The 18,894-nt window shown below is 36.9% G+C and carries 21 protein-coding genes; 10 read left to right on the forward strand and 11 right to left on the reverse strand.

Features of this window, described 5'->3' with window-relative positions:
* Positions 1-38 precede the first annotated feature (38 nt).
* Positions 39-410: a DUF3127 domain-containing protein gene (locus AB9K26_RS14140; RefSeq protein WP_369973219.1), complete on the forward strand. Its 372-nt coding sequence runs from the start codon at positions 39-41 to the stop codon at positions 408-410.
* A gap of 98 nt (positions 411-508) precedes the next feature.
* Positions 509-1,135 (forward strand): leucyl/phenylalanyl-tRNA--protein transferase, encoded by a 627-nt coding sequence (gene aat, locus AB9K26_RS14145; protein WP_369973220.1) that lies wholly within the window; start codon positions 509-511, stop codon positions 1,133-1,135.
* On the opposite strand, the gene AB9K26_RS14150 is transcribed toward aat, so the two are convergent.
* Genes AB9K26_RS14150 through AB9K26_RS14160 form a run of 3 tightly spaced genes read right to left on the reverse strand, consistent with a single transcriptional unit; the run spans position 1,132 to position 2,933 of the window.
* Positions 1,132-1,818: a DUF2490 domain-containing protein gene (locus tag AB9K26_RS14150; RefSeq protein WP_369973221.1), complete on the reverse strand. Its 687-nt coding sequence runs from the start codon at positions 1,816-1,818 to the stop codon at positions 1,132-1,134. The two genes, aat and AB9K26_RS14150, sit on opposite strands and share 4 nt — an antisense overlap.
* On the reverse strand, positions 1,799-2,383 hold the full coding sequence (locus AB9K26_RS14155) for a hypothetical protein (RefSeq protein ID WP_369973222.1): 585 nt from the start codon (positions 2,381-2,383) through the stop codon (positions 1,799-1,801). The genes AB9K26_RS14150 and AB9K26_RS14155 overlap by 20 nt, the downstream gene beginning before the upstream one ends.
* Entirely contained in the window at positions 2,370-2,933 is a 564-nt protein-coding gene (locus AB9K26_RS14160) for a DNA-3-methyladenine glycosylase I (protein ID WP_369973223.1), read from the reverse strand. The genes AB9K26_RS14155 and AB9K26_RS14160 overlap by 14 nt, the downstream gene beginning before the upstream one ends.
* A 135-nt stretch (positions 2,934-3,068) precedes the next feature.
* On the opposite strand from AB9K26_RS14160, the gene AB9K26_RS14165 reads away from it, so the two are divergent.
* Positions 3,069-3,689, forward strand: coding sequence for a thioredoxin family protein (locus AB9K26_RS14165; RefSeq protein WP_369973224.1), 621 nt, complete (start codon positions 3,069-3,071; stop codon positions 3,687-3,689).
* Here AB9K26_RS14165 and AB9K26_RS14170 read toward each other — a convergent pair.
* From AB9K26_RS14170 to AB9K26_RS14195, 6 genes are all read right to left on the reverse strand, one after another.
* Complete coding sequence (locus AB9K26_RS14170; RefSeq protein WP_369973225.1) at positions 3,686-4,441, reverse strand: hypothetical protein; 756 nt, start codon at positions 4,439-4,441, stop codon at positions 3,686-3,688. The two genes, AB9K26_RS14165 and AB9K26_RS14170, sit on opposite strands and share 4 nt — an antisense overlap.
* Before the next feature lie 87 nt (positions 4,442-4,528).
* The gene (gene truB / locus AB9K26_RS14175) at positions 4,529-5,218 is read right to left on the reverse strand and encodes a tRNA pseudouridine(55) synthase TruB (protein WP_369973226.1); all 690 of its coding nucleotides are present in this window, start codon (positions 5,216-5,218) and stop codon (positions 4,529-4,531) included.
* A 1-nt stretch (position 5,219) separates the two neighbouring features.
* The gene (locus tag AB9K26_RS14180; RefSeq protein ID WP_369973227.1) at positions 5,220-6,014 is read right to left on the reverse strand and encodes an undecaprenyl-diphosphate phosphatase; all 795 of its coding nucleotides are present in this window, start codon (positions 6,012-6,014) and stop codon (positions 5,220-5,222) included.
* Positions 6,015-6,076: 62 nt separating this feature from the next.
* The gene (locus AB9K26_RS14185; RefSeq protein ID WP_369973228.1) at positions 6,077-6,334 is read right to left on the reverse strand and encodes a DUF3098 domain-containing protein; all 258 of its coding nucleotides are present in this window, start codon (positions 6,332-6,334) and stop codon (positions 6,077-6,079) included.
* A 6-nt stretch (positions 6,335-6,340) separates the two neighbouring features.
* Entirely contained in the window at positions 6,341-6,673 is a 333-nt protein-coding gene (locus AB9K26_RS14190; RefSeq protein WP_369973229.1) for a hypothetical protein, read from the reverse strand.
* A 58-nt stretch (positions 6,674-6,731) separates the two neighbouring features.
* Positions 6,732-7,610, reverse strand: coding sequence for a cell division protein FtsX (locus AB9K26_RS14195; protein WP_369973230.1), 879 nt, complete (start codon positions 7,608-7,610; stop codon positions 6,732-6,734).
* Between the two features lie 220 nt (positions 7,611-7,830).
* Here AB9K26_RS14195 and AB9K26_RS14200 point away from each other — a divergent pair, with 220 nt between their 5' ends.
* From AB9K26_RS14200 to AB9K26_RS14220, 5 genes are all read left to right on the forward strand, one after another.
* Positions 7,831-10,926: a leucine--tRNA ligase gene (locus tag AB9K26_RS14200; protein WP_369973231.1), complete on the forward strand. Its 3,096-nt coding sequence runs from the start codon at positions 7,831-7,833 to the stop codon at positions 10,924-10,926.
* Between the two features lie 2 nt (positions 10,927-10,928).
* Positions 10,929-11,291: a hypothetical protein gene (locus tag AB9K26_RS14205; protein WP_369973232.1), complete on the forward strand. Its 363-nt coding sequence runs from the start codon at positions 10,929-10,931 to the stop codon at positions 11,289-11,291.
* A gap of 126 nt (positions 11,292-11,417) precedes the next feature.
* Entirely contained in the window at positions 11,418-12,626 is a 1,209-nt protein-coding gene (locus tag AB9K26_RS14210) for a CHRD domain-containing protein (RefSeq protein WP_369973233.1), read from the forward strand.
* Positions 12,627-12,881: 255 nt separating this feature from the next.
* Positions 12,882-13,964 (forward strand): alanine dehydrogenase, encoded by a 1,083-nt coding sequence (gene ald, locus AB9K26_RS14215; RefSeq protein ID WP_369973234.1) that lies wholly within the window; start codon positions 12,882-12,884, stop codon positions 13,962-13,964.
* A gap of 121 nt (positions 13,965-14,085) precedes the next feature.
* Entirely contained in the window at positions 14,086-14,781 is a 696-nt protein-coding gene (locus AB9K26_RS14220) for a zinc metallopeptidase (protein WP_369973456.1), read from the forward strand.
* Positions 14,782-14,830: 49 nt separating this feature from the next.
* Here the strand turns inward: AB9K26_RS14220 and AB9K26_RS14225 are convergent, their stop codons facing one another.
* Both AB9K26_RS14225 and AB9K26_RS14230 read right to left on the reverse strand, forming a co-directional pair.
* Entirely contained in the window at positions 14,831-15,301 is a 471-nt protein-coding gene (locus AB9K26_RS14225; RefSeq protein WP_369973235.1) for an Lrp/AsnC ligand binding domain-containing protein, read from the reverse strand.
* A gap of 31 nt (positions 15,302-15,332) precedes the next feature.
* The gene (locus AB9K26_RS14230; protein WP_369973236.1) at positions 15,333-16,697 is read right to left on the reverse strand and encodes a saccharopine dehydrogenase family protein; all 1,365 of its coding nucleotides are present in this window, start codon (positions 16,695-16,697) and stop codon (positions 15,333-15,335) included.
* Positions 16,698-16,774: 77 nt separating this feature from the next.
* On the opposite strand from AB9K26_RS14230, the gene AB9K26_RS14235 reads away from it, so the two are divergent.
* Together AB9K26_RS14235 and pckA are read left to right on the forward strand one after the other, a co-directional pair.
* On the forward strand, positions 16,775-17,170 hold the full coding sequence (locus AB9K26_RS14235; RefSeq protein WP_369973237.1) for a DUF423 domain-containing protein: 396 nt from the start codon (positions 16,775-16,777) through the stop codon (positions 17,168-17,170).
* Positions 17,171-17,230: 60 nt separating this feature from the next.
* On the forward strand, positions 17,231-18,850 hold the full coding sequence (pckA, locus tag AB9K26_RS14240; RefSeq protein ID WP_369973238.1) for a phosphoenolpyruvate carboxykinase (ATP): 1,620 nt from the start codon (positions 17,231-17,233) through the stop codon (positions 18,848-18,850).
* The last annotated feature ends 44 nt before the right edge of the window (positions 18,851-18,894 follow it).

The following is an 18,894-nucleotide window of genomic DNA, read 5'->3' on the forward strand; positions in this document are numbered from 1 at the left end:
AGAAATTAACATATAAATTATAAATATTATTTAGAAGAATGGAAGTACAAGGAAGAATTAAAATGATAGGTGAAACACAAACCTTTGGTAGCAATGGGTTTAGAAAAAGAGAGATAGTTGTAACTACTGAAGAGCAATATCCACAGCATATTTTGGTTGAGTTTGTTCAAGATAAAACAGACTTGCTTAATAACTATGAAGTGGGACAAAATGTTAAAATCAATATCAACTTAAGAGGTCGTGAGTGGGTAAATCCACAAGGAGAAACTAAATATTTCAACTCTATCCAAGGATGGCGTATCGAAAGCTTACAACAAGCTTCAGATAATATGCCTCCAGTTGCTCCAGATGAGGCGTTTGAGCCAGCTACAAACTTAAATGAAGAAGATCATGATGATCTGCCTTTCTAAGTTGTTCTGAACAAAGATTATTTTCAAAAGTTAAAGACTTCAATTTTGTATTGAGGTCTTTTTTTGTATTTTAAAATAAAAATCGCATTTCAGATTCTATGGAGTTTTTAGGTAAAGAACTTGCTTTTCCTGAGGTTTCTAAAGCATCAAAGGATGGCTTATTGGCTTTTGGTGGCGATTTGTCTCCTGATCGACTTATTTTGGCATATCAAAACGGAATCTTTCCTTGGTATGATGAAAACAGTCCTATTTTATGGTGGTCGCCAGATCCGCGTTTTGTGCTATTCCCAGAAAAGTTGAAGGTTTCCAAAAGCATGAAACAAGTGCTTCGCAATGGAAATTTCAGAATGACCATAAATTTGGCTTTTGAAGAAGTCATTTCCAATTGTTCAAAGATTAAGCGTGATAGTCAGCAAGGCACATGGATTACCAATGAATTGAAGGATGCTTATATCAATTTATATCATTTGGGAGTTGCTAAATCGGTTGAGGTTTGGCAAAACAAACAATTGGTTGGCGGACTTTATGGTGTAGATCTAAACAATGGTGTATTCTGTGGTGAAAGTATGTTCAGTAAGGTAAGTAATGCGAGCAAGTTTGGCTTTATCAGTTTTATTCAAAAATCAAATTACAAACTCATTGATTGCCAGGTTTACACCAATCATCTCGACAGTTTGGGTGCCGAGGAGATTTCTCGTGAGGAATTCTTGAGGTTTTTGGGTTAAATATTCAAATCAACTGACGTATTGAAAAAAAGAACCTCTTCAGTTTTGATATTGATTTTATCCAGTCGCAATTCCACTCCAAATTCCAGGTTAAGGTCTTCCGACAACAACAGTCCTAATGCAGGCGACAAACGATAATCCAATTCTGGTTTGCTGATTTTTGTACTCGTCCATAAGGCTTCATTAGAAAGAACCAAGTAAGTTTCACCAACATCAAGTTTTAATCCTTGTAAGGGTAAATCCAAAGCCAATCGATATCGAAATCGGAAGGCTGTAAAATGGTCATAAAAACGTTGTTCACTTCTGAAACGATGTCCAAAGCGTAAGGTTTTAAGTATAGATTTTCTATTGTATTGCTGTGTCAATCTTAGCTCATTACTCGAGTCTTCAAAAGCATTACGATTTCTGTACATAATTCCGAAAGCAACACTTTGTCTCAAGTCTATTTTAAAGTTGGAAAAGTGGCTCATTTGAAGTTGTCGCATTCGATACCCAGCTTCGTTGTCGGTATATAGAAACGCTCTATTACTCAACTCAAAATTAACACTGTAAAGTTTATCAAAGGAATGTCGAATTGAAAAAGCATTTTCATTAAAGATGTCTGTATCTTCTTGAGAATAGCTAAGATTTACAAGAACAAGAAAGAATATTACAAACAGTCTTTTAGTACATAATGTATTCATAACTATCCTGTTGTAAGGTTCTTTCTCTTAAAAATATTCCATTTTCATCAAAGGTCATTTCCTTAATTTGCCAATCCTTATCATATTTTAAAGCCACAACGATTTCATAGTTAGAGAGTGTGTTTTTTCTTTGAGATAAAACGGATTTTAAAAATTGCTGTGGTGATTTTGAATCGTTAAATGGATACTGTTCTTGAATCTTTAAAAAGTCAAATTTGGAATAATGGGTTTTTAGATAGGAATTGATTTTGCTTCTGATGTCATCTGCAATCTGACGTTCTTTGATTTCAACTTCAATATCCTCAAGTATACCTGAAGCATTAAATTCAACACTAAACCAATGCTTATCATACTTGAATTTAGTTTCAAAACTTAAATTTTCACCATCGGTTTCTTTGTAATGACGAATTCGTCTAACATCCTTGGTAATAGAAGTGATGACGTTTTGTGATTGTTCAGGAAACGCATCAAGAGCAATTCGAGATTCTTTCTCATTTTTGGTTTGCGAATGCAGGTTTAGAGTCAAACAGAATAATAAGATGCCAAATATTTTATACTTCATCATATCTAAAACAGTTCACTTCATGATCGTTCACCATTCCAGTAGCTTGCATGTGTGCATAAACGACAGTAGAGCCTACAAATTTGAAGCCTCGTTTTTTTAAATCCTTACTGATCGTGTCACTTAAGGCTGTATTGGCAGGAGCGCTCTTATAATTTTTAAGTTTGTTTTTGATGGGTGTGTGGTTGACAAATCCCCAAATATAGTTGGAAAAGGAACCAAATTCTTTTTGAACTTCCATAAATGCTTGGGCATTGGTAACGGTCGCCTTTACTTTCAGTTTGTTTCTGATGATGCCTTCATCTTGAAGTAGTTTGTCAATTTTGGTTTGATTGTATTTGGCTACTTTTTTATAATTGAAATTATCAAAGGCTTTTCTGAAATTTTCACGCTTTCTCAAAACGGTAATCCAACTTAATCCAGCTTGAAAGGTTTCCAAAATCAAAAACTCAAAAAGGGTATCATCATCCTTTACGGGAACACCCCATTCTTCATCGTGATAGGCTTCATATAATGGGTCACCAAGACACCAGCCACATCTATGTTTTTGCATAACTAAAGTATTGTGATTAAAAATAGTAAGTTTTTAATTAACCTTTCGTCTTATTTCAAACGAATTAATGAGCATTGTGATTTCTGACTTAAGTCATATGTCACAGTTGCGAATTGTAGTAAATTGCAACAAAAAATGAACACATTGGAAGACCTATCAGTTAAAGACACCATAAAGCAAAGTTTAACAAGATCTATTTCATATCAAGATTATAGAGAACTTGTTTCAAAGTTAGCAGAAGAAGGTAAAACTTCTGGACCTGAACAAACGGAAGCCTTAATAAATTATACCATGCTCAACAATCGACGTATGAAACGTTGGGATAAAACTGTTAAAATTTCTGAACAAGATCAAAAGCGTATCAAAAGTTATTCTCAAAATATCACCTGGTTGGTCATTACTGAAAGCTGGTGTGGTGATGCTGCTCATGTCACTCCTGTTTTGAATAAAATTGCTGAACTTTCCGAAGGTATAAACTTAAAGCTCGTGTTTAGAGATGAAAATCCTGAGCTTATGGATCAGTTCCTGACTAATGGCAATAGAGCTATCGCTAAGTTGATAATGATTGATAACGATTCTGGAAATGTTATTGATACTTATGGCCCTAGACCAAGTGAAGCCACTAAAATGGTTAACGACTACAAATCAGAACATGGAAAACTAACACCTGAATTTAAAGAAGATTTACAACGTTGGTATAACAAAAACAAAGGTCAAAATATCATTTCTGATGTTTTGGAATTATTAGCTGTTTAATTTTTCCCTTTGAAATAATAGGTGATGGAGCCTATCTGACTTTTTTTATTGGCATCAGAACTGAAAATGGCATTTTGGGCATATTCCAAGGCGTGATCAATCAAACATTGGTTATCTGATGATGAGGTGGAATTGATATAAGTGTCTGTCACCAATCCGTTGGCATCAACAGTAATGTTAACTACGATTTTCCCAGTGACTTCACATAAATATACAGGTGGCGGAAGCTTAACTTTTTTTCTATCTTTTAATGAAAATGAGACGCTGCTATTTCTGTTTGAATTCGTGTTTTCATTCTTTTTTGGCGAATGCATCGCTAAAATATCATTGGCCTTGTTGAACGATTGACGCTCTTGTTCTTTTACAGCATAATTGCTAGAGCTATTGTAAGATGAATTTGAGGTTAAAACATTATTTTCAGACGTCTCAGATGATTCCTCTTGAGGTGTGTCTTCCCTTTCTGTGGTTTCCTCAAAATCATTGGAAGCCATAGACTTAAAATTCTTCATCATTTCCTTAAACTCTTCGTCTTCGTTAAAAGCTTCATTGGTTTCCGGACCTTGACCTTTTATAGCTTCAAGCTCTTCCTCTAGTGCTTTTAATTCTTCAGCAGTTTGAGGCTCAACTTCGTAATAGCTTTCGAATACAAACTCTGTTTGTTTCGTGATATGAAAACTAAACATAGCCAAAACAACCGTTCCCGAAATCAGGAAGGTGATGAGTAACGCCTTATGTTTATCAAGAAAGTTCAAATAGGTTAATTTAATTGTGTTTGGTACATTATATACGTTGAATATAGGGAATTTAGATCAAAAGCCAATAAAATGGCATAGTACAAGTTAAGACAACTCGCTTATGAAATCTTCAATAGATTGTGCATTGTCTACTTGAAAATCACCGATTTTAGTTCTGCGTAATGCGGAAAGATGCGCTCCAGAATTTAAGGCTTTTCCAAAATCGTGTGCTAAGGATCTGATGTAAGTACCTTTGCTGCAAACCACTCTAAAATCGAGATTGGTATCATCAATTTTAGTGATTTCAAATTCTGAAACACAAACCGTTCTGGTCTTGACTTCAACGTCTTCGCCAGCTCTAGCAAATTCATAGAGTCGCTTCCCATCTTTCTTAATGGCTGAAAACACAGGTGGACGTTGTTCAATATCACCAATAAATAATTTGGTGGTGTCATGAATCAAGGATTCAGTAATATGATCTGTTGGAAAGGTTTGATCAATCTCGGTTTCCAAATCAAAAGAAGGTGTTGTGCTGCCTAAAGTAATCGTTCCAGTATATTCTTTGTCTTGGCCTTGATAGGTATTGATTTGCTTGGTCATTTTTCCTGTGCAAATCACCAACAAGCCTGAAGCTAAAGGATCTAAAGTTCCAGCATGACCGACTTTTATTTTTTTAATATTGAAGGTCTTTCGAATTTTCCAACGCAATTTGTTGACGACTTGAAAGGACGTCCAATGCAAAGGCTTATCGATAAGTAAAACCTGTCCAGATTTAAAGTCTTCTGCAGTTCTCATATTATTGTGTAGACGCTATGGCAATGGCTATTAATCCGACAATCAAGCAATAGATTGAAAAGTAAATCAGTTTACTATTCTTCACCAATTTAATCATCCATGTGCAAGCCAATAAACCAGACACAAAGGCAGCTACAAATCCGATGCTTAAGCTTGTAAAATTAGAGCTGTCATAAGTCAGTTCACCACCAAGAATGTCTTTGGCAATTTTTCCGAAGATTAGAGGAACCACCATTAAAAATGAAAATCGAGCGGCTTTGGTTTTATCATTTCCGAGTAAAACAGAGGTTGAAATCGTCGCACCAGATCTTGAAATTCCAGGAAGCATCGCAATAGCTTGTGAAAAGCCAATCACAAGTGCATTTTTGAAAGAGATATTTTTTGAGGTGTCTTTAGCCTTATCGGCTAGATATAGGAGCAAAGCTGTAATAATAAGCATAAAACCTACGAACTTGATATTGCCACCAAACAATTCCGATAATTCACTTTCATAGGTATAGCCAATGATAGCTGCTGGTAACATGGAAACCACAATTTTTGATACAAATTGAAGGTCCTCATTCCATTTAAATTGAAAAACACCTTTAATGATAGCCCAAACATCTTTTCTAAACACCACAATAGTGCTTAATGCCGTTGCAAAATGAAGTACAACAGTAAAGAGCAAGCTTTCCTCAGGAATAGATTCGTCACCAAGGATGGCTTTGCCCAATTCGAGATGACCACTTGAAGAAACAGGTAAAAACTCTGTGAGTCCCTGAATAATTCCTAGAATAATTGAATCTATGATATCCATGCGGACAAATATCAAGTAACAGGAATCAAATTCCAAATATGGAATAGAAAATTATAAGGGAATTATTTTTCCTTATTAGGATTCAATAAGATGGCATACACCTGAATGCCAAAGCCAATCAAGACCAAAGTTGGCGCTAATCGGATACGTCTCCAACTAAAAATAGAAGGATCAAAAACATTAGGATCGTCGCTTCCACCTCCAGACATTAAGATAAAACCAAGTGCAATGCAAATGAGTCCAATAAGCATAAACTTATAGTTCTTTTTTCCGAAGATAAATTCGTCTTTTGTAGCTTCCTTTCGTTTTTGTTCTCCCATAACGGATTAAAATTCAGTGTAAATAATCTCTTCATCAATTACCATTTGAGCGATGTGTTCTGATGTGCCAAACAATAATTTCGGTAGATGCAAAGTAACAGTTTTATTTAAAACTTTTGCGTTAAGGGAATCTAAATTTAAACCTTGTTCCAATCCGCGATTGATATAATAGTAATCACTTCCATTGTCATGAAAGACAATATCGTATGACGACCCTTCAGAAATTCTTGTGATTTTGACATCAATAATTTCACACTCTTCGGGCTTCGGATTGTTGATCACGCAAGAAATTAAACTTAGAAATAAACAAAATAGGACAAGATAAAAGAACTTCTTCATTATGATTTAAGAGATTGGTTATAAGGTTTGTAACGAAAAAAGTAAGTCATTATTGCAGCTAATAGTATAGCTGATCCGTTTTCAGATTCAAGAATCGTTGTGTTGCAATAAATGTGCTTATCCACGTGATGATGACGCCAAGTAAGAAGATCCCAACAAATAAAGCGACGATGAGCACAGGTTTTTGTAGAAGCTCCAATTCAGGAAACATGTTATTCATATAGTAAAGAACAACTGCAACACCAATTAAAGCCACAATAGCACCAATAATTCCTAACTGAACACTTTTGAACACGAAAGGACGCCTGATAAAGGTTTTGGTAGCCCCAACCATTTGCATGGTTTTGATGATAAAACGCTTCGAATAGACTGCTAGTCTGATGGAACTGTTAATCAATAGTACAGCAATTAAGGTGAATATAGCGCTTAAAAGCAGTACCCAAAAGGTGATTTTCTTAACGTTGTTATTCATTAATTCTACCAAGTCATTATCATAAGTGATGTCTTCAATGAATTTTTTATTGGCGAGTTCTTCACTAATGCCATCTAAGGTTTCGTTGGTTACGTAATCGGCTTTCAGATAAACGTCAATGGAATTTTGTAACGGATTATAACCTACAAAATCCATAAAATCCTCTCCAGTTTCAGCTTTCATCTGTTCGGCAGCTTGTTCCTTTGAGACATATTCTGTGCTTTTGGTATAGTCTGCCATAGCCAAGGTATTTTGTAACTGGTCGACTTCAACTTGTTTTGCTGAATCACTCAAATAAATGGTTACGACTACCTGTTCCCTAAAGTGATCAGCAACTTTTTTGGCGTTCAAAACCAATAATCCTAAACAACCTAACAAGAATAGAACTAAGGCAATACTGATAACGACTGAAAAGTAAGAGGTGATTAATTTTCGTTTTTGATATCTGTCAAAAGAGGAACTCATATAATAGCATTGATTGGTGTAAAAATATAAAAGAATTCTGTTTGTATAATGTTTACAACGCTTAAACTTTTAATTGTGTTGTAATACCGTTAAATTTGCGCAGAAATCAAAGTATACTTCTGTCACATCGAGCGCAGTCGAGATGGAATTTAAAGTTAGATTTTAAAGATTTCTCGACTGCGTTCGAAATGACATTGGTTTTAGTTTTTTAGATATAGGCATGAAATACAACTTCAACGATATAGAGAAAAAGTGGCAAAACTATTGGTCTAAGCATCAAACCTTCAAAGCGGAAAATAATTCTGATAAACCAAAGTACTATGTTTTAGACATGTTCCCATATCCAAGTGGAGCAGGTTTGCATGTTGGGCATCCACTAGGCTATATCGCTAGCGATATTTATGCACGTTACAAACGACACAAAGGCTTTAATGTGTTGCATCCTCAAGGCTATGATAGTTTTGGATTGCCTGCAGAACAATATGCCATTCAAACAGGTCAGCATCCTGCAATTACTACGGAAACCAATATCAAAACCTATCGTCGCCAGTTGGATCAAATCGGATTTTCTTTCGATTGGAGTCGGGAAGTGCGAACCAGTAATCCGGAATATTACAAATGGACGCAATGGATTTTCATTCAGTTGTTTGAATCTTATTATTGCAAGGATTCCAATCAGGCGCGACCGATTTCAGAATTGATTTCTGTGTTTGAAGCGGAAGGGAATTCCAGAATCAATGCGGCTTGTGATGATGATGTTGCACCATTTTCTGCGGAAGATTGGAAAGCGATGTCCTCTGAACAACAACAAGAAACCTTACTTAAATATAGACTGACCTATTTGGCTGAAACAGAAGTAAATTGGTGTCCTGCCCTTGGAACCGTTTTGGCCAACGACGAGATCGTCAATGGTGTGTCTGAACGTGGTGGACATCCAGTGGTTCGAAAGAAAATGACCCAATGGAGTATGCGTATTTCGGCCTATGCAGAACGTTTGTTACAAGGTTTGGAAACTATTGATTGGACCGATTCCCTGAAGGAAAGTCAACGCAATTGGATTGGTAAATCGGTTGGTGCTTCCGTGACTTTTAATGTGATGTCTAGTGAGATGCTGAAACAAGTTCAGCATGACGAAAGTGAACGTCATTCCGAAATTGATTCGGAATCTCATCATACGATTGAAGTCTTTACAACGCGTCCTGATACCATTTTTGGTGTGTCCTTTATGACTTTAGCGCCAGAACACGACTTGGTGTTAGAAATCACAACAGCAGAACAAAAAGCTGAGGTAGAAGCTTATATTGAAGCGACTGCGAAGCGCAGTGAACGTGATCGTATGGCAGATGTCAAAACCATTTCGGGTGCTTTTACAGGAGCTTATGCCGAACATCCTTTTACAAAAGAACCGATTCCGATTTGGATTGGCGATTATGTGTTGGCCGGCTACGGAACAGGTGCTGTGATGTCTGTGCCTTGTGGTGACCAACGCGATTACGATTTTGCCAAGCATTTCAATATTCCGATTCCAAATATTTTTGAAGGTGTCGATATTTCCGAAGAAGCTTTTGCCGATAAAGACAATACGATTATTGCCAATAGTGATTTCCTTAACGGAATGAACTATAAGAAAGCTACTAAACGTGCCATTTACGAATTGGAACAAATTGGCCAAGGTCAAGGCAAAACCAATTACAGATTGCGTGATGCTGTATTTTCTCGCCAACGGTATTGGGGCGAGCCATTTCCTGTGTATTATGTTAATGGTATGCCACAAATGATCGATGTAAAGCATTTACCACTGACACTACCTGAAGTCGAAAAATATCTGCCTACTGAAGAAGGCGAGCCACCTTTAGGTCGTGCCGATGTTTGGGCATGGGACGCGAAACAGAATAAAGTTGTTTCGAATGCGATGCTGAAACAAGTTCAGCATGACGAAAGCGAACGTCATTCCGCACTTGATGCGGAATCTCACAAAGACAATAGTGTATATCCTTTAGAACTTAACACCATGCCTGGTTGGGCTGGAAGCTCTTGGTACTTTTTAAGATATATGGAAGAAGCTGCTCAAAGAGGAGAGGCTTTTGCCACGGAAGACGCGTTGAAGTATTGGCAAAATGTGGACTTATATATAGGTGGAAGCGAACATGCCACAGGCCATTTGCTCTATGCACGTTTTTGGGTGAAGTTTTTAAAAGATCGCGGGTTTGTTACTGTTGAGGAACCGTTTAAAAAACTCATCAACCAAGGGATGATTTTGGGAACGAGTGCTTTTGTGTATAGTTTAATGCACTCTTTTACAGTTAAAACAATTTCCAGTAATTATGGAATAGATGAATTAAAATTTCCAAATGTTTTTATTCCTAAAGCAAGTTATGATAGTTTTAATAAAGGCGAATTTGATACATCTTTGAAATTAGGATTGGACATAATAAAAAAAGAATTTGAAAGAAAAGGGTTTGAAGTCGAGGTAAATTGGGATAAAGTTTCCTTAAACCCAATACATACAGACGTTTCTTTTGTCAATGCATCAGATGAATTGGATATCGAAGCCTTTAAAAACTGGCGACCAGAATTCAAAGATGCTGAATTTGTGTTAGAAGAAGGAGTTTACAAAGTCGGTCGCGAAGTCGAAAAAATGTCCAAGTCCAAATACAACGTCGTCAATCCAGATCAAATTTGCGAGCAGTATGGAGCCGATAGTCTACGACTATACGAAATGTTTCTTGGTCCGTTAGAACAAGCCAAACCTTGGAATACTGCTGGAATTACGGGTGTTCATGGGTTCTTGAAAAAACTTTGGAAGTTGTATGTGGACGATAATGGTTTAAAAGTCAATGATGCTGAGGCAACAAAAGATAACTTAAAAACGCTTCATAAAACCATCAAAAAAGTAGAGGAAGACATCGAGAATTTCTCTTTCAATACCTCTGTATCGACTTTTATGATTGCCGTTAACGAATTGACCGATCAGAAGTGTACCAGCAAGGCTATTCTTGAACCACTATTGATTCTGATTTCTCCCTATGCACCTCATATTGCTGAGGAATTGTGGGAACGTTTAGGGCATTCAGCATCAATTTCAACAGCTGCGTTTCCAGTTTTTGAGGCAAAACATTTAGTTGAGAGCAGTAAGAACTATCCGATTTCCTTTAATGGAAAAATGCGATTTACTTTAGAACTACCATTGGATATGAGTAAAGAAGATATTGAAAAGGCAGTCATGGCTCATGAAAAAACCATTGCGCAATTGGAGGGCAGAACACCAAAACGTGTCATTGTCGTGCCAGGTAAAATTGTCAATATTGTAGGTTGATCATGAAATGGTCTCAGTTAAAGCGTCCATATAAACTAGGATTATTTATTGTAATAACCCTAGTGGTAAGTGCGATTTTGCTCGAGCTTTTTGAAAAACGCTTTGACCAAACCGATTGGGCAAACGAGCCTTTGCAACGTTATGAAATGGTAGATGATTTGATTGAATCCCAATTACTTAAGGGTAAATCTAAATCTGAAGTTATTTCAATTTTAGGAGAACCAAACTCCAAAGCACAGACTAAAGAAGATGTATTTTCGTATGATCTTGGCGACCCACCAAGTTTTTTTTCATCAAGGAAAGAGTTTCTTGTTGTTGTTTTTTTTAATCATAAGGTTGGTAAGGTTTCGCTAGCTTATGAGTAATATCTATCCTTAATGTATTGGCATTATTGGATGTATAACCTTAAAATTTTCTTAAAAACCAGAATTTTATAAAACCCTCACTACAAATACTTCGTAGGTAGTATAAACCATAAAAAATTTACAACAATGAAGTATTTAAAACAACAAACTATTCTAATGATGTTTTTATCGTCTCTGTTCTTAATGAATTGTAGCACTGATGATGATGGGACCATAATGATTTCAACATTGGAATCAAAGACCTATGAATTGTCACAGCGTTCCAACTCTGGTGTTTCTGGATCAGCAACTATAGCCAGACGTAGCAATGGAAATGTATTAGTCACGCTAAACCTTACAGGAACACCACAAAACGGAATGCATCCATCTCATATCCATTTTAATACCGCTGCAGAGGGTGGTGCTATTGCTGTAACCTTAAACGATGTCGATGGTGCCACAGGGATGAGTAAAACCGTAGTCAACCAAACAGATGATGGAACACCTTTAACGTATGAAGCCTTATTAGATTTTGATGGCTACATTAATGTCCATTTAAGTGCTCAAGATTTAGCAACTGTTGTGGCTCAAGGTGATATTGGTCAAAATGAACTCACAGGAATGTCAAAAGTGTATAGTTTAGGTGAAAGGGATGTAGCTGGAATCAGCGGTTCTGTTCTGTTTGAGGAACGCGTTAATGGTGAAGCTCAGGCCACTATCATGCTAGATGGAACACCAGATGGAGGGATGCATCCAGCACACATACACATGAATACAGCAGCTGAAGGCGGTGGAATTTTATACACATTCAATGCTGTTGATGGTACTACAGGTATGAGCCGTTCAAACATAGCTATGCTAGATGATAATTCTGCATTTGGCTATGACGATGTGTTGGCAGTTGATGGTTACGTCAATGTCCATTTAAGTATGAACGAATTAGGAACTATTGTGGCTCAAGGTGACATCGGTCAAAATGAACTTACGGGAGCATCAAGATCTTATGATTTGGGTGAAATTGATGTGCCTGGCATAAGTGGATCTGTAATATTCGAGGAACGCGTTAATGGTGAAGCACAAGCAACAATTATGCTTGTTGGAACACCAGATGGAGGGATGCATCCAGCACACATACACATGAATTCTGCTGCTGAAGGAGGAGGTATTCTTTACACATTTAACGCAGTTAATGGTACTACTGGCATGAGTCGCTCCAACCTATCCATATTAAATGACGGAACTATGTTCGGTTACGATGATGTGTTGGCTGTTGATGGTTATGTCAATGTCCACTTAAGTATGGCAGATTTAGCAACTTTAGTTGCTCAAGGTGATATAGGCTCTAATAGTTTATAATATATTATAAAACATACGGAATAAAGCTGTCATTATTTGGCAGCTTTTTTATTAATAAAAAAATAGGTTTTTCGGTTTAATCCTAAAAATAACCATCTTTTATAGAAGCATGTCTTCAGCTTGGTTTTGTGTAATTCGCAATTTGAATTTCGAAATTTGAGAATTCCATAAAAATTTTCAAGTCCTTAAAAATCATAGGTTTTGGAATGATTTTTCATTGTATTTTTCTTTCGCTAACCTAAAAAAACAACTGTTATGCGCATCGGTGTTCCAAAAGAAATTAAAAACAATGAAAGTCGTGTAGGTATGACTCCTGCTGGAGTTTTCGAACTCACAAAACGTAGTCACAAAGTCTTTGTACAAACCAATGCCGGATTTGGAAGCGGTTTTTTTGATCAGGACTACAAAGATGTTGGTGCTGTGATTTTAGACTCGATCCAAGAGGTTTATGAAGCAAGCGACATGATTGTTAAAGTGAAAGAACCTATTGAAGTCGAATATCCATTAATTAATTCAAAGCATACGATTTTCACGTATTTTCACTTTGCATCCAGTGAAATCTTAACACGAAAAATGATCGAAAGCAATGCGGTTTGTATCGCTTATGAAACGGTTGAGGATGACGATGGAAGTTTACCGCTATTAACTCCAATGTCAGAAGTGGCTGGGCGAATGGCCATTCAACAAGGGGCAAAATATTTGGAAAAACCTATCAAAGGAAGAGGTGTGTTATTAGGTGGTGTTCCAGGTGTACCTCCAGGTCGAGTTTTGGTTTTGGGTGCTGGAGTGGTTGGAATTCAAGCCGCTAAAATGGCTGCAGGACTTGGGGCTCATGTCACTATTATGGATATCGATATGAAACGTTTACGACATGTCAACAATATTATGCCAAATCATGTGGTCACGGAGTTTTCCAGTGAATATAATATCAGAAAACGCATCAAAGATCACGATTTAATTGTTGGAGGTGTTTTGATAAAAGGCGCTAAAGCACCAAAATTGATCACTCGTGACATGCTTAAGGATATGCGTCCAGGAACCGTTATAGTTGATGTGGCAGTTGATCAAGGTGGTTGTATTGAAACTACAAAAGCTACAACTCATGAAAATCCGACTTATATAGTAGATGATGTCGTACATTATTGTGTAGCTAATATGCCAGGAGCTGTCCCATACACATCTACATTGGCATTAACGAATGTAACCTTGCCTTACGTGTTGAAACTAGCGGATTTAGGATGGGAAAAAGCCTGTGAGCAGGACCATAACTTAGCTAAGGGATTAAATGTGGTCAAGGGAGAAGTCGTTTATGAAGAAATTTCTGAAGCTTTTGTTTAAGTATAACGTCTAATAAAACAGTTTTAACCAAATTTTAACTGACAATATTTCCTGTAGTAAAATTGGCTTACTTTTTGCTAACTTTATAACTCAAACAATTTAATTTTTAACTATGAACGGAATGTTGGGTTATTATGTGCTTATTGGAGCCATTGCTTTAGTTAGCTGGTTAGTAAGTAATCAATTAAAGCGAAAATTTGCAAAGTACTCTAAAGTACGCTTGCAAAATGGGATGAGTGGAAAGGAAATCGCTGAAAAGATGTTGTCAGATAATGGAATCTATGATGTGGAAGTCATTTCTGTAAGTGGTCAACTAACAGATCATTACAATCCTAAAAATAAAACGGTTAATCTAAGCGAAGCTGTTTACAATCAAAGAAACGCAGCTGCAGCGGCTGTTGCAGCCCATGAAGTTGGCCATGCAGTTCAACATGCTAAAGCGTATAGTGCTCTTGGTATGCGTTCAGCTTTAGTACCTATTGTTAGTGTTACTTCTGGAATGTCGCAATGGTTAGTAATAGGAGGTCTGGTTTTAGGTGCAGCCGCAGGTGTTGGATTAGGCTTCTGGGTAGCATTGGCTGGATTGGTATTTATGGGTTTTGCAACATTGTTTAGCTTTATTACTTTGCCAGTAGAATACGATGCCAGTAACCGAGCTTTAGCTTGGCTGAAAGCTAAAAACATGGTGACGCCTGAAGAATATAAAGGTTCTGAAGACGCTTTAAAATGGGCAGCACGAACCTATTTGGTTGCTGCAATTGGAGCATTGGCTTCGTTGCTATATTGGGCACTTCAAGTATTTGGAGGAAGAGATTAAGTCAAAAAATGACAATAATTGAAAAGCATCCTCATGGGATGCTTTTTTTTTAGATCTTAATTTGTCGCTCTATTTGTTGGTCTAAGGAAATAAAAGTTTCAGTTCTTGAAACACCTGTAATAGATTGGATATCGCGATTGAGCACCTGCATTAAATGTTCATTATCCTTACAAAGGATTTTTATAAAAATACTCCAGTTTCCTGTAGTGTAGTGACATTCCAATACTTCAGGAATTTTCTTCAACTGTTTCACAGCTTCCGGATTGCTAATAGCCTTATCGAGGTAAATGCCTATAAAAGCCATCGTTGTGTAACCCAAAACCTTAGGGTTGATCACAAATTTAGAACCCGAAATCAGTTTTGATTTTTCCAGTTTACGTAAGCGTTGATGAATAGCAGCTCCAGAAATACCAACTTGTCGTGCAATTTCTAAAATAGGTGTTCTGGCATCAGACATTAAGGCACGAAGTATTTTTTTATCAATACCGTCTATCTGAATATTTTGATTTACTGTTTTCATAACAAGGGATTTACAAACCTAAGAAATATTATTACACATTTAATGGGTTATAGCCTAAATAAGGCACATCCTTTTCGGTAAATTCTATTCCATAGTTTTTCAACTCCTCTAAAATAGGTTCATAAACTTCTTTATAAATTGGAATTTGTACACCAGGAGTTGTAATCTTTTCATTTAAGATGGCCAGTGTTGCCATAGCAACTGGTAAACCAACGGTTTTAGCCATGGCAGTATAGGTTTGGTCTTCACCTTTAACCACCATAGTAGAATCTATCTGATGCATTTTGCCAGTGAGTTCATAGCCAAATTTGTGGTACATCACTATCATATCCTTGTCATCATCTTCCAACATCCAGCTATCCATTAGAATCTTCTGAAGAATCTGTGCTGGAGTAGCATTTTTGAGCTCCACCTTTTTGGTATCACTAAATATGTCTAGCTCTTCAAGTTTGTCCCAAACAATATCATCTTGATCAATCTTAAGTTGGTGTCTAAACTTCAATTCTACTGAATCTGTATGACTATAAGGCAAGAAGGCATTCACAAAATCACGATAGCTCATGTTTTCACTATCTTCAAGATGATAACTGTCATCGGTCATTCCCAATTGAACAAAAACATTCCAAGCGCGACTAAAACCAACACGACGCATAGTGCCACGATATAAGGTTTTGATGTTTTCCATGCCGTATGCACTTTGGTATTTTAAGGAATCTCTATTGGCATAAGCCTCAAAGCGTCCATACCCTTCAATTTCCAAGAATTCGGTTCGTCTAAACAAACGATGATAAGGAATGTATTTATAAGTACCTTCCTGAAGGAATTTTGCAGCACTACCTTGTCCTGCCAGTACCACATTTCTAGGATTCCAAGTGAATTTATAATTCCATAGGTTATTGTCGCTTTCTGGAGCTACCAATCCACCAGTAAAGGATTCAAAAAGTTTCATTTTACCTCCTTTGGATCGAATCTCATCAATGACTTTCATGGCACTCATGTGGTCAATACCTGGATCAACGCCAATTTCATTCATAAACACCAAGCCTTTATTTTTGGCTGCCTTATCAAGATCTTCCATTTCATTGCTTACATACGAAGCGGTCACCATATGTTTTCCGTAGGTAATACAATCTTTAGCAACTTCAATGTGATATCGAGCAGGTAACATAGACACTACAATATCAGCATTTTCAATAGCATCTTTTCTGGATTGATTACTGAAAATATCTAAGGTAATAGCTTGTCCGTTTTCATGGTCACTTACTAGCTTTCTTGCATTTTGGATATTGATATCACCAACAATAATATGTAAGTCTTCTTTGTTGGATTTTTCGAGTAGGTATTTTATAAGGAATGATGCCGATTTTCCTGCACCAATAACTAAAATCTTTCGCATAATGGGTTTTGTTGAGTAGTTTTGTAGCGACGAATTTACTAAATACTAAGGGTTATTAAAACCAAAACTACATTAATATGAACAAAGCTATTTTTGCCACTGGAACATTGATAGGGTTACTCGCCATTGTGTTAGGAGCTTTCGCTGCTCATGGCTTAAAACCATTAATTTCTGAAAATGCTATGCAAACATTTGAAACAGGAGTAAGGTTCCAAATGTATCATGCTTTCTTTCTTTTTTTCTTAGGGAGCGTCAATGTCCTTTCAGTAAAAACCAAGCGAATTATTTTTTATTTAGTAGTTGTCGGACTTGTTTTTTTCTCTGGTTCAATTTATGGTTTATCTACGAATGAGTTGTCCGGATTTGATTTTAAGACCATTGGTTTTATTACTCCAATAGGTGGATTGTTATTGATTCTAGCATGGGGATTATTGTTGATAAACTTTTTAAAACTGAAGGCTGATAAATTCTAAAATAAAGAGGCTACTTTAAAATATTGTGTAATTTTGCAGATAAATCTAGAAACACAAATTATGGTAAACCATACACAAACTACGAAAACGATTGCGTTAGACAATTATGGTATTAAAAATGCCACAGCACACTACCAATTATCTCCAAAAAGGCTTCAGGAAATCACCTTGGAAAAAGGCATGGGAAAAGAAACTGCCAACGGGACACTTGCCATCAATACAGGGAAGTTCACTGGACGATCTCCTCAAGACCGATTCTTGGTGAAAGACGATTATACGTCTGATCGTGTTTGGTGGGGAAAAACTAACAAACCTATCTCACCAGAACATTTTGATGCCTTACAGTCTGAGGTTGAAAACTATCTCAGCGAAAAGGAAATCTATGTGAGAGATGGCTATGTTTGTGCAGACCCAAAATATAAAATGAATGTAAGGACGATTTCTGAATATCCATGGTCCAACATGTTTGTTTATAATATGTTTTTAAGACCTGATGATAAGGAACTTGAAAATTTTAAGGAAGAGTGGCTCGTTTTATGTGCTCCAGGTTATGTTTGTCCTGAACCAGATAACTATGGACTAAGACAAGGTAATTTTTCCATCTTAAACTTCACCAAGAAAATTGCGCTCGTTGGTGGTTCAGCTTATACAGGAGAGATGAAGAAAGGTATTTTCTCTGCGCTTAACATGATCCTTCCAGTGGAGAAAAGCGTATTGCCAATGCACTGTTCTGCCAATGTTGGAGAGGATGGCGACACAGCTATTTTCTTTGGCCTTTCCGGAACTGGAAAAACAACTTTGTCAGCAGATCCTAACCGAAAACTGATCGGTGACGATGAACATGGTTGGACAGCAGAGAATAGTATCTTCAACTTCGAGGGTGGTTGCTATGCCAAGGTAATCGACCTTACTGAAGAAAAAGAACCAGACATCTATAGAGCCATCAAGCCAGGTGCTATCTTGGAGAATGTCATTTTCAAAGACAATGGCGAGGTTGATTATATGGATAGCAGTATTACCCAGAACACACGTGTGAGCTATCCGATTTACCATATTGACAATATCCAACAACCATCTTATGCCAGCAATCCGAAGAACATTTTCTTCCTTACCTGTGACGCCTTTGGTGTGCTGCCTCCAATTTCAAAGTTGACACCTAGTCAAGCAGCCTATCATTTCATTTCAGGCTATACCGCAAAAGTAGCAGGAACCGAAGCAGGAATCACAGAACCTGTGCCATCGTTCTCAGCCTGTTTTGGAGAACCGTTCATGCCATTGCATCCAACGGTTTATGCTGAAATGCTGAGCAAAAAAATGAAAGATGCAGGTGTCAATGTTTGGTTGGTTAATACTGGATGGACAGGAGGTTCTTACGGAGTAGGTTCTCGTATGAAATTGAAATACACACGTGCTATGATTAATGCAGTTCTGAATGGTGATTTAGGATTGTATAATTACGATGATTATCATATCCATTCTGTGTTTGGAGTGGCGCAACCAAGATCTTGCCCAGGAGTTCCTAAAGAAGTTTTAAGTCCCAGAACCACATGGAACGATGATAAGGCATATTATACTACAGCATTTAAATTAGCAAATGCCTTTAGAGATAACTTCAAAAAATTTGAAGAATTTGCGAATGAGGAAATTAGAAGAGGAGGGCCACAACGGTACAACTTTTAATAGTAGAATAAAAAAAGCGATTTCAAACTGAAATCGCTTTTTTT

It is taken from the genome of Psychroserpens sp. XS_ASV72, assembly GCF_041224425.1.
Lineage (GTDB): Bacteria > Bacteroidota > Bacteroidia > Flavobacteriales > Flavobacteriaceae > Psychroserpens.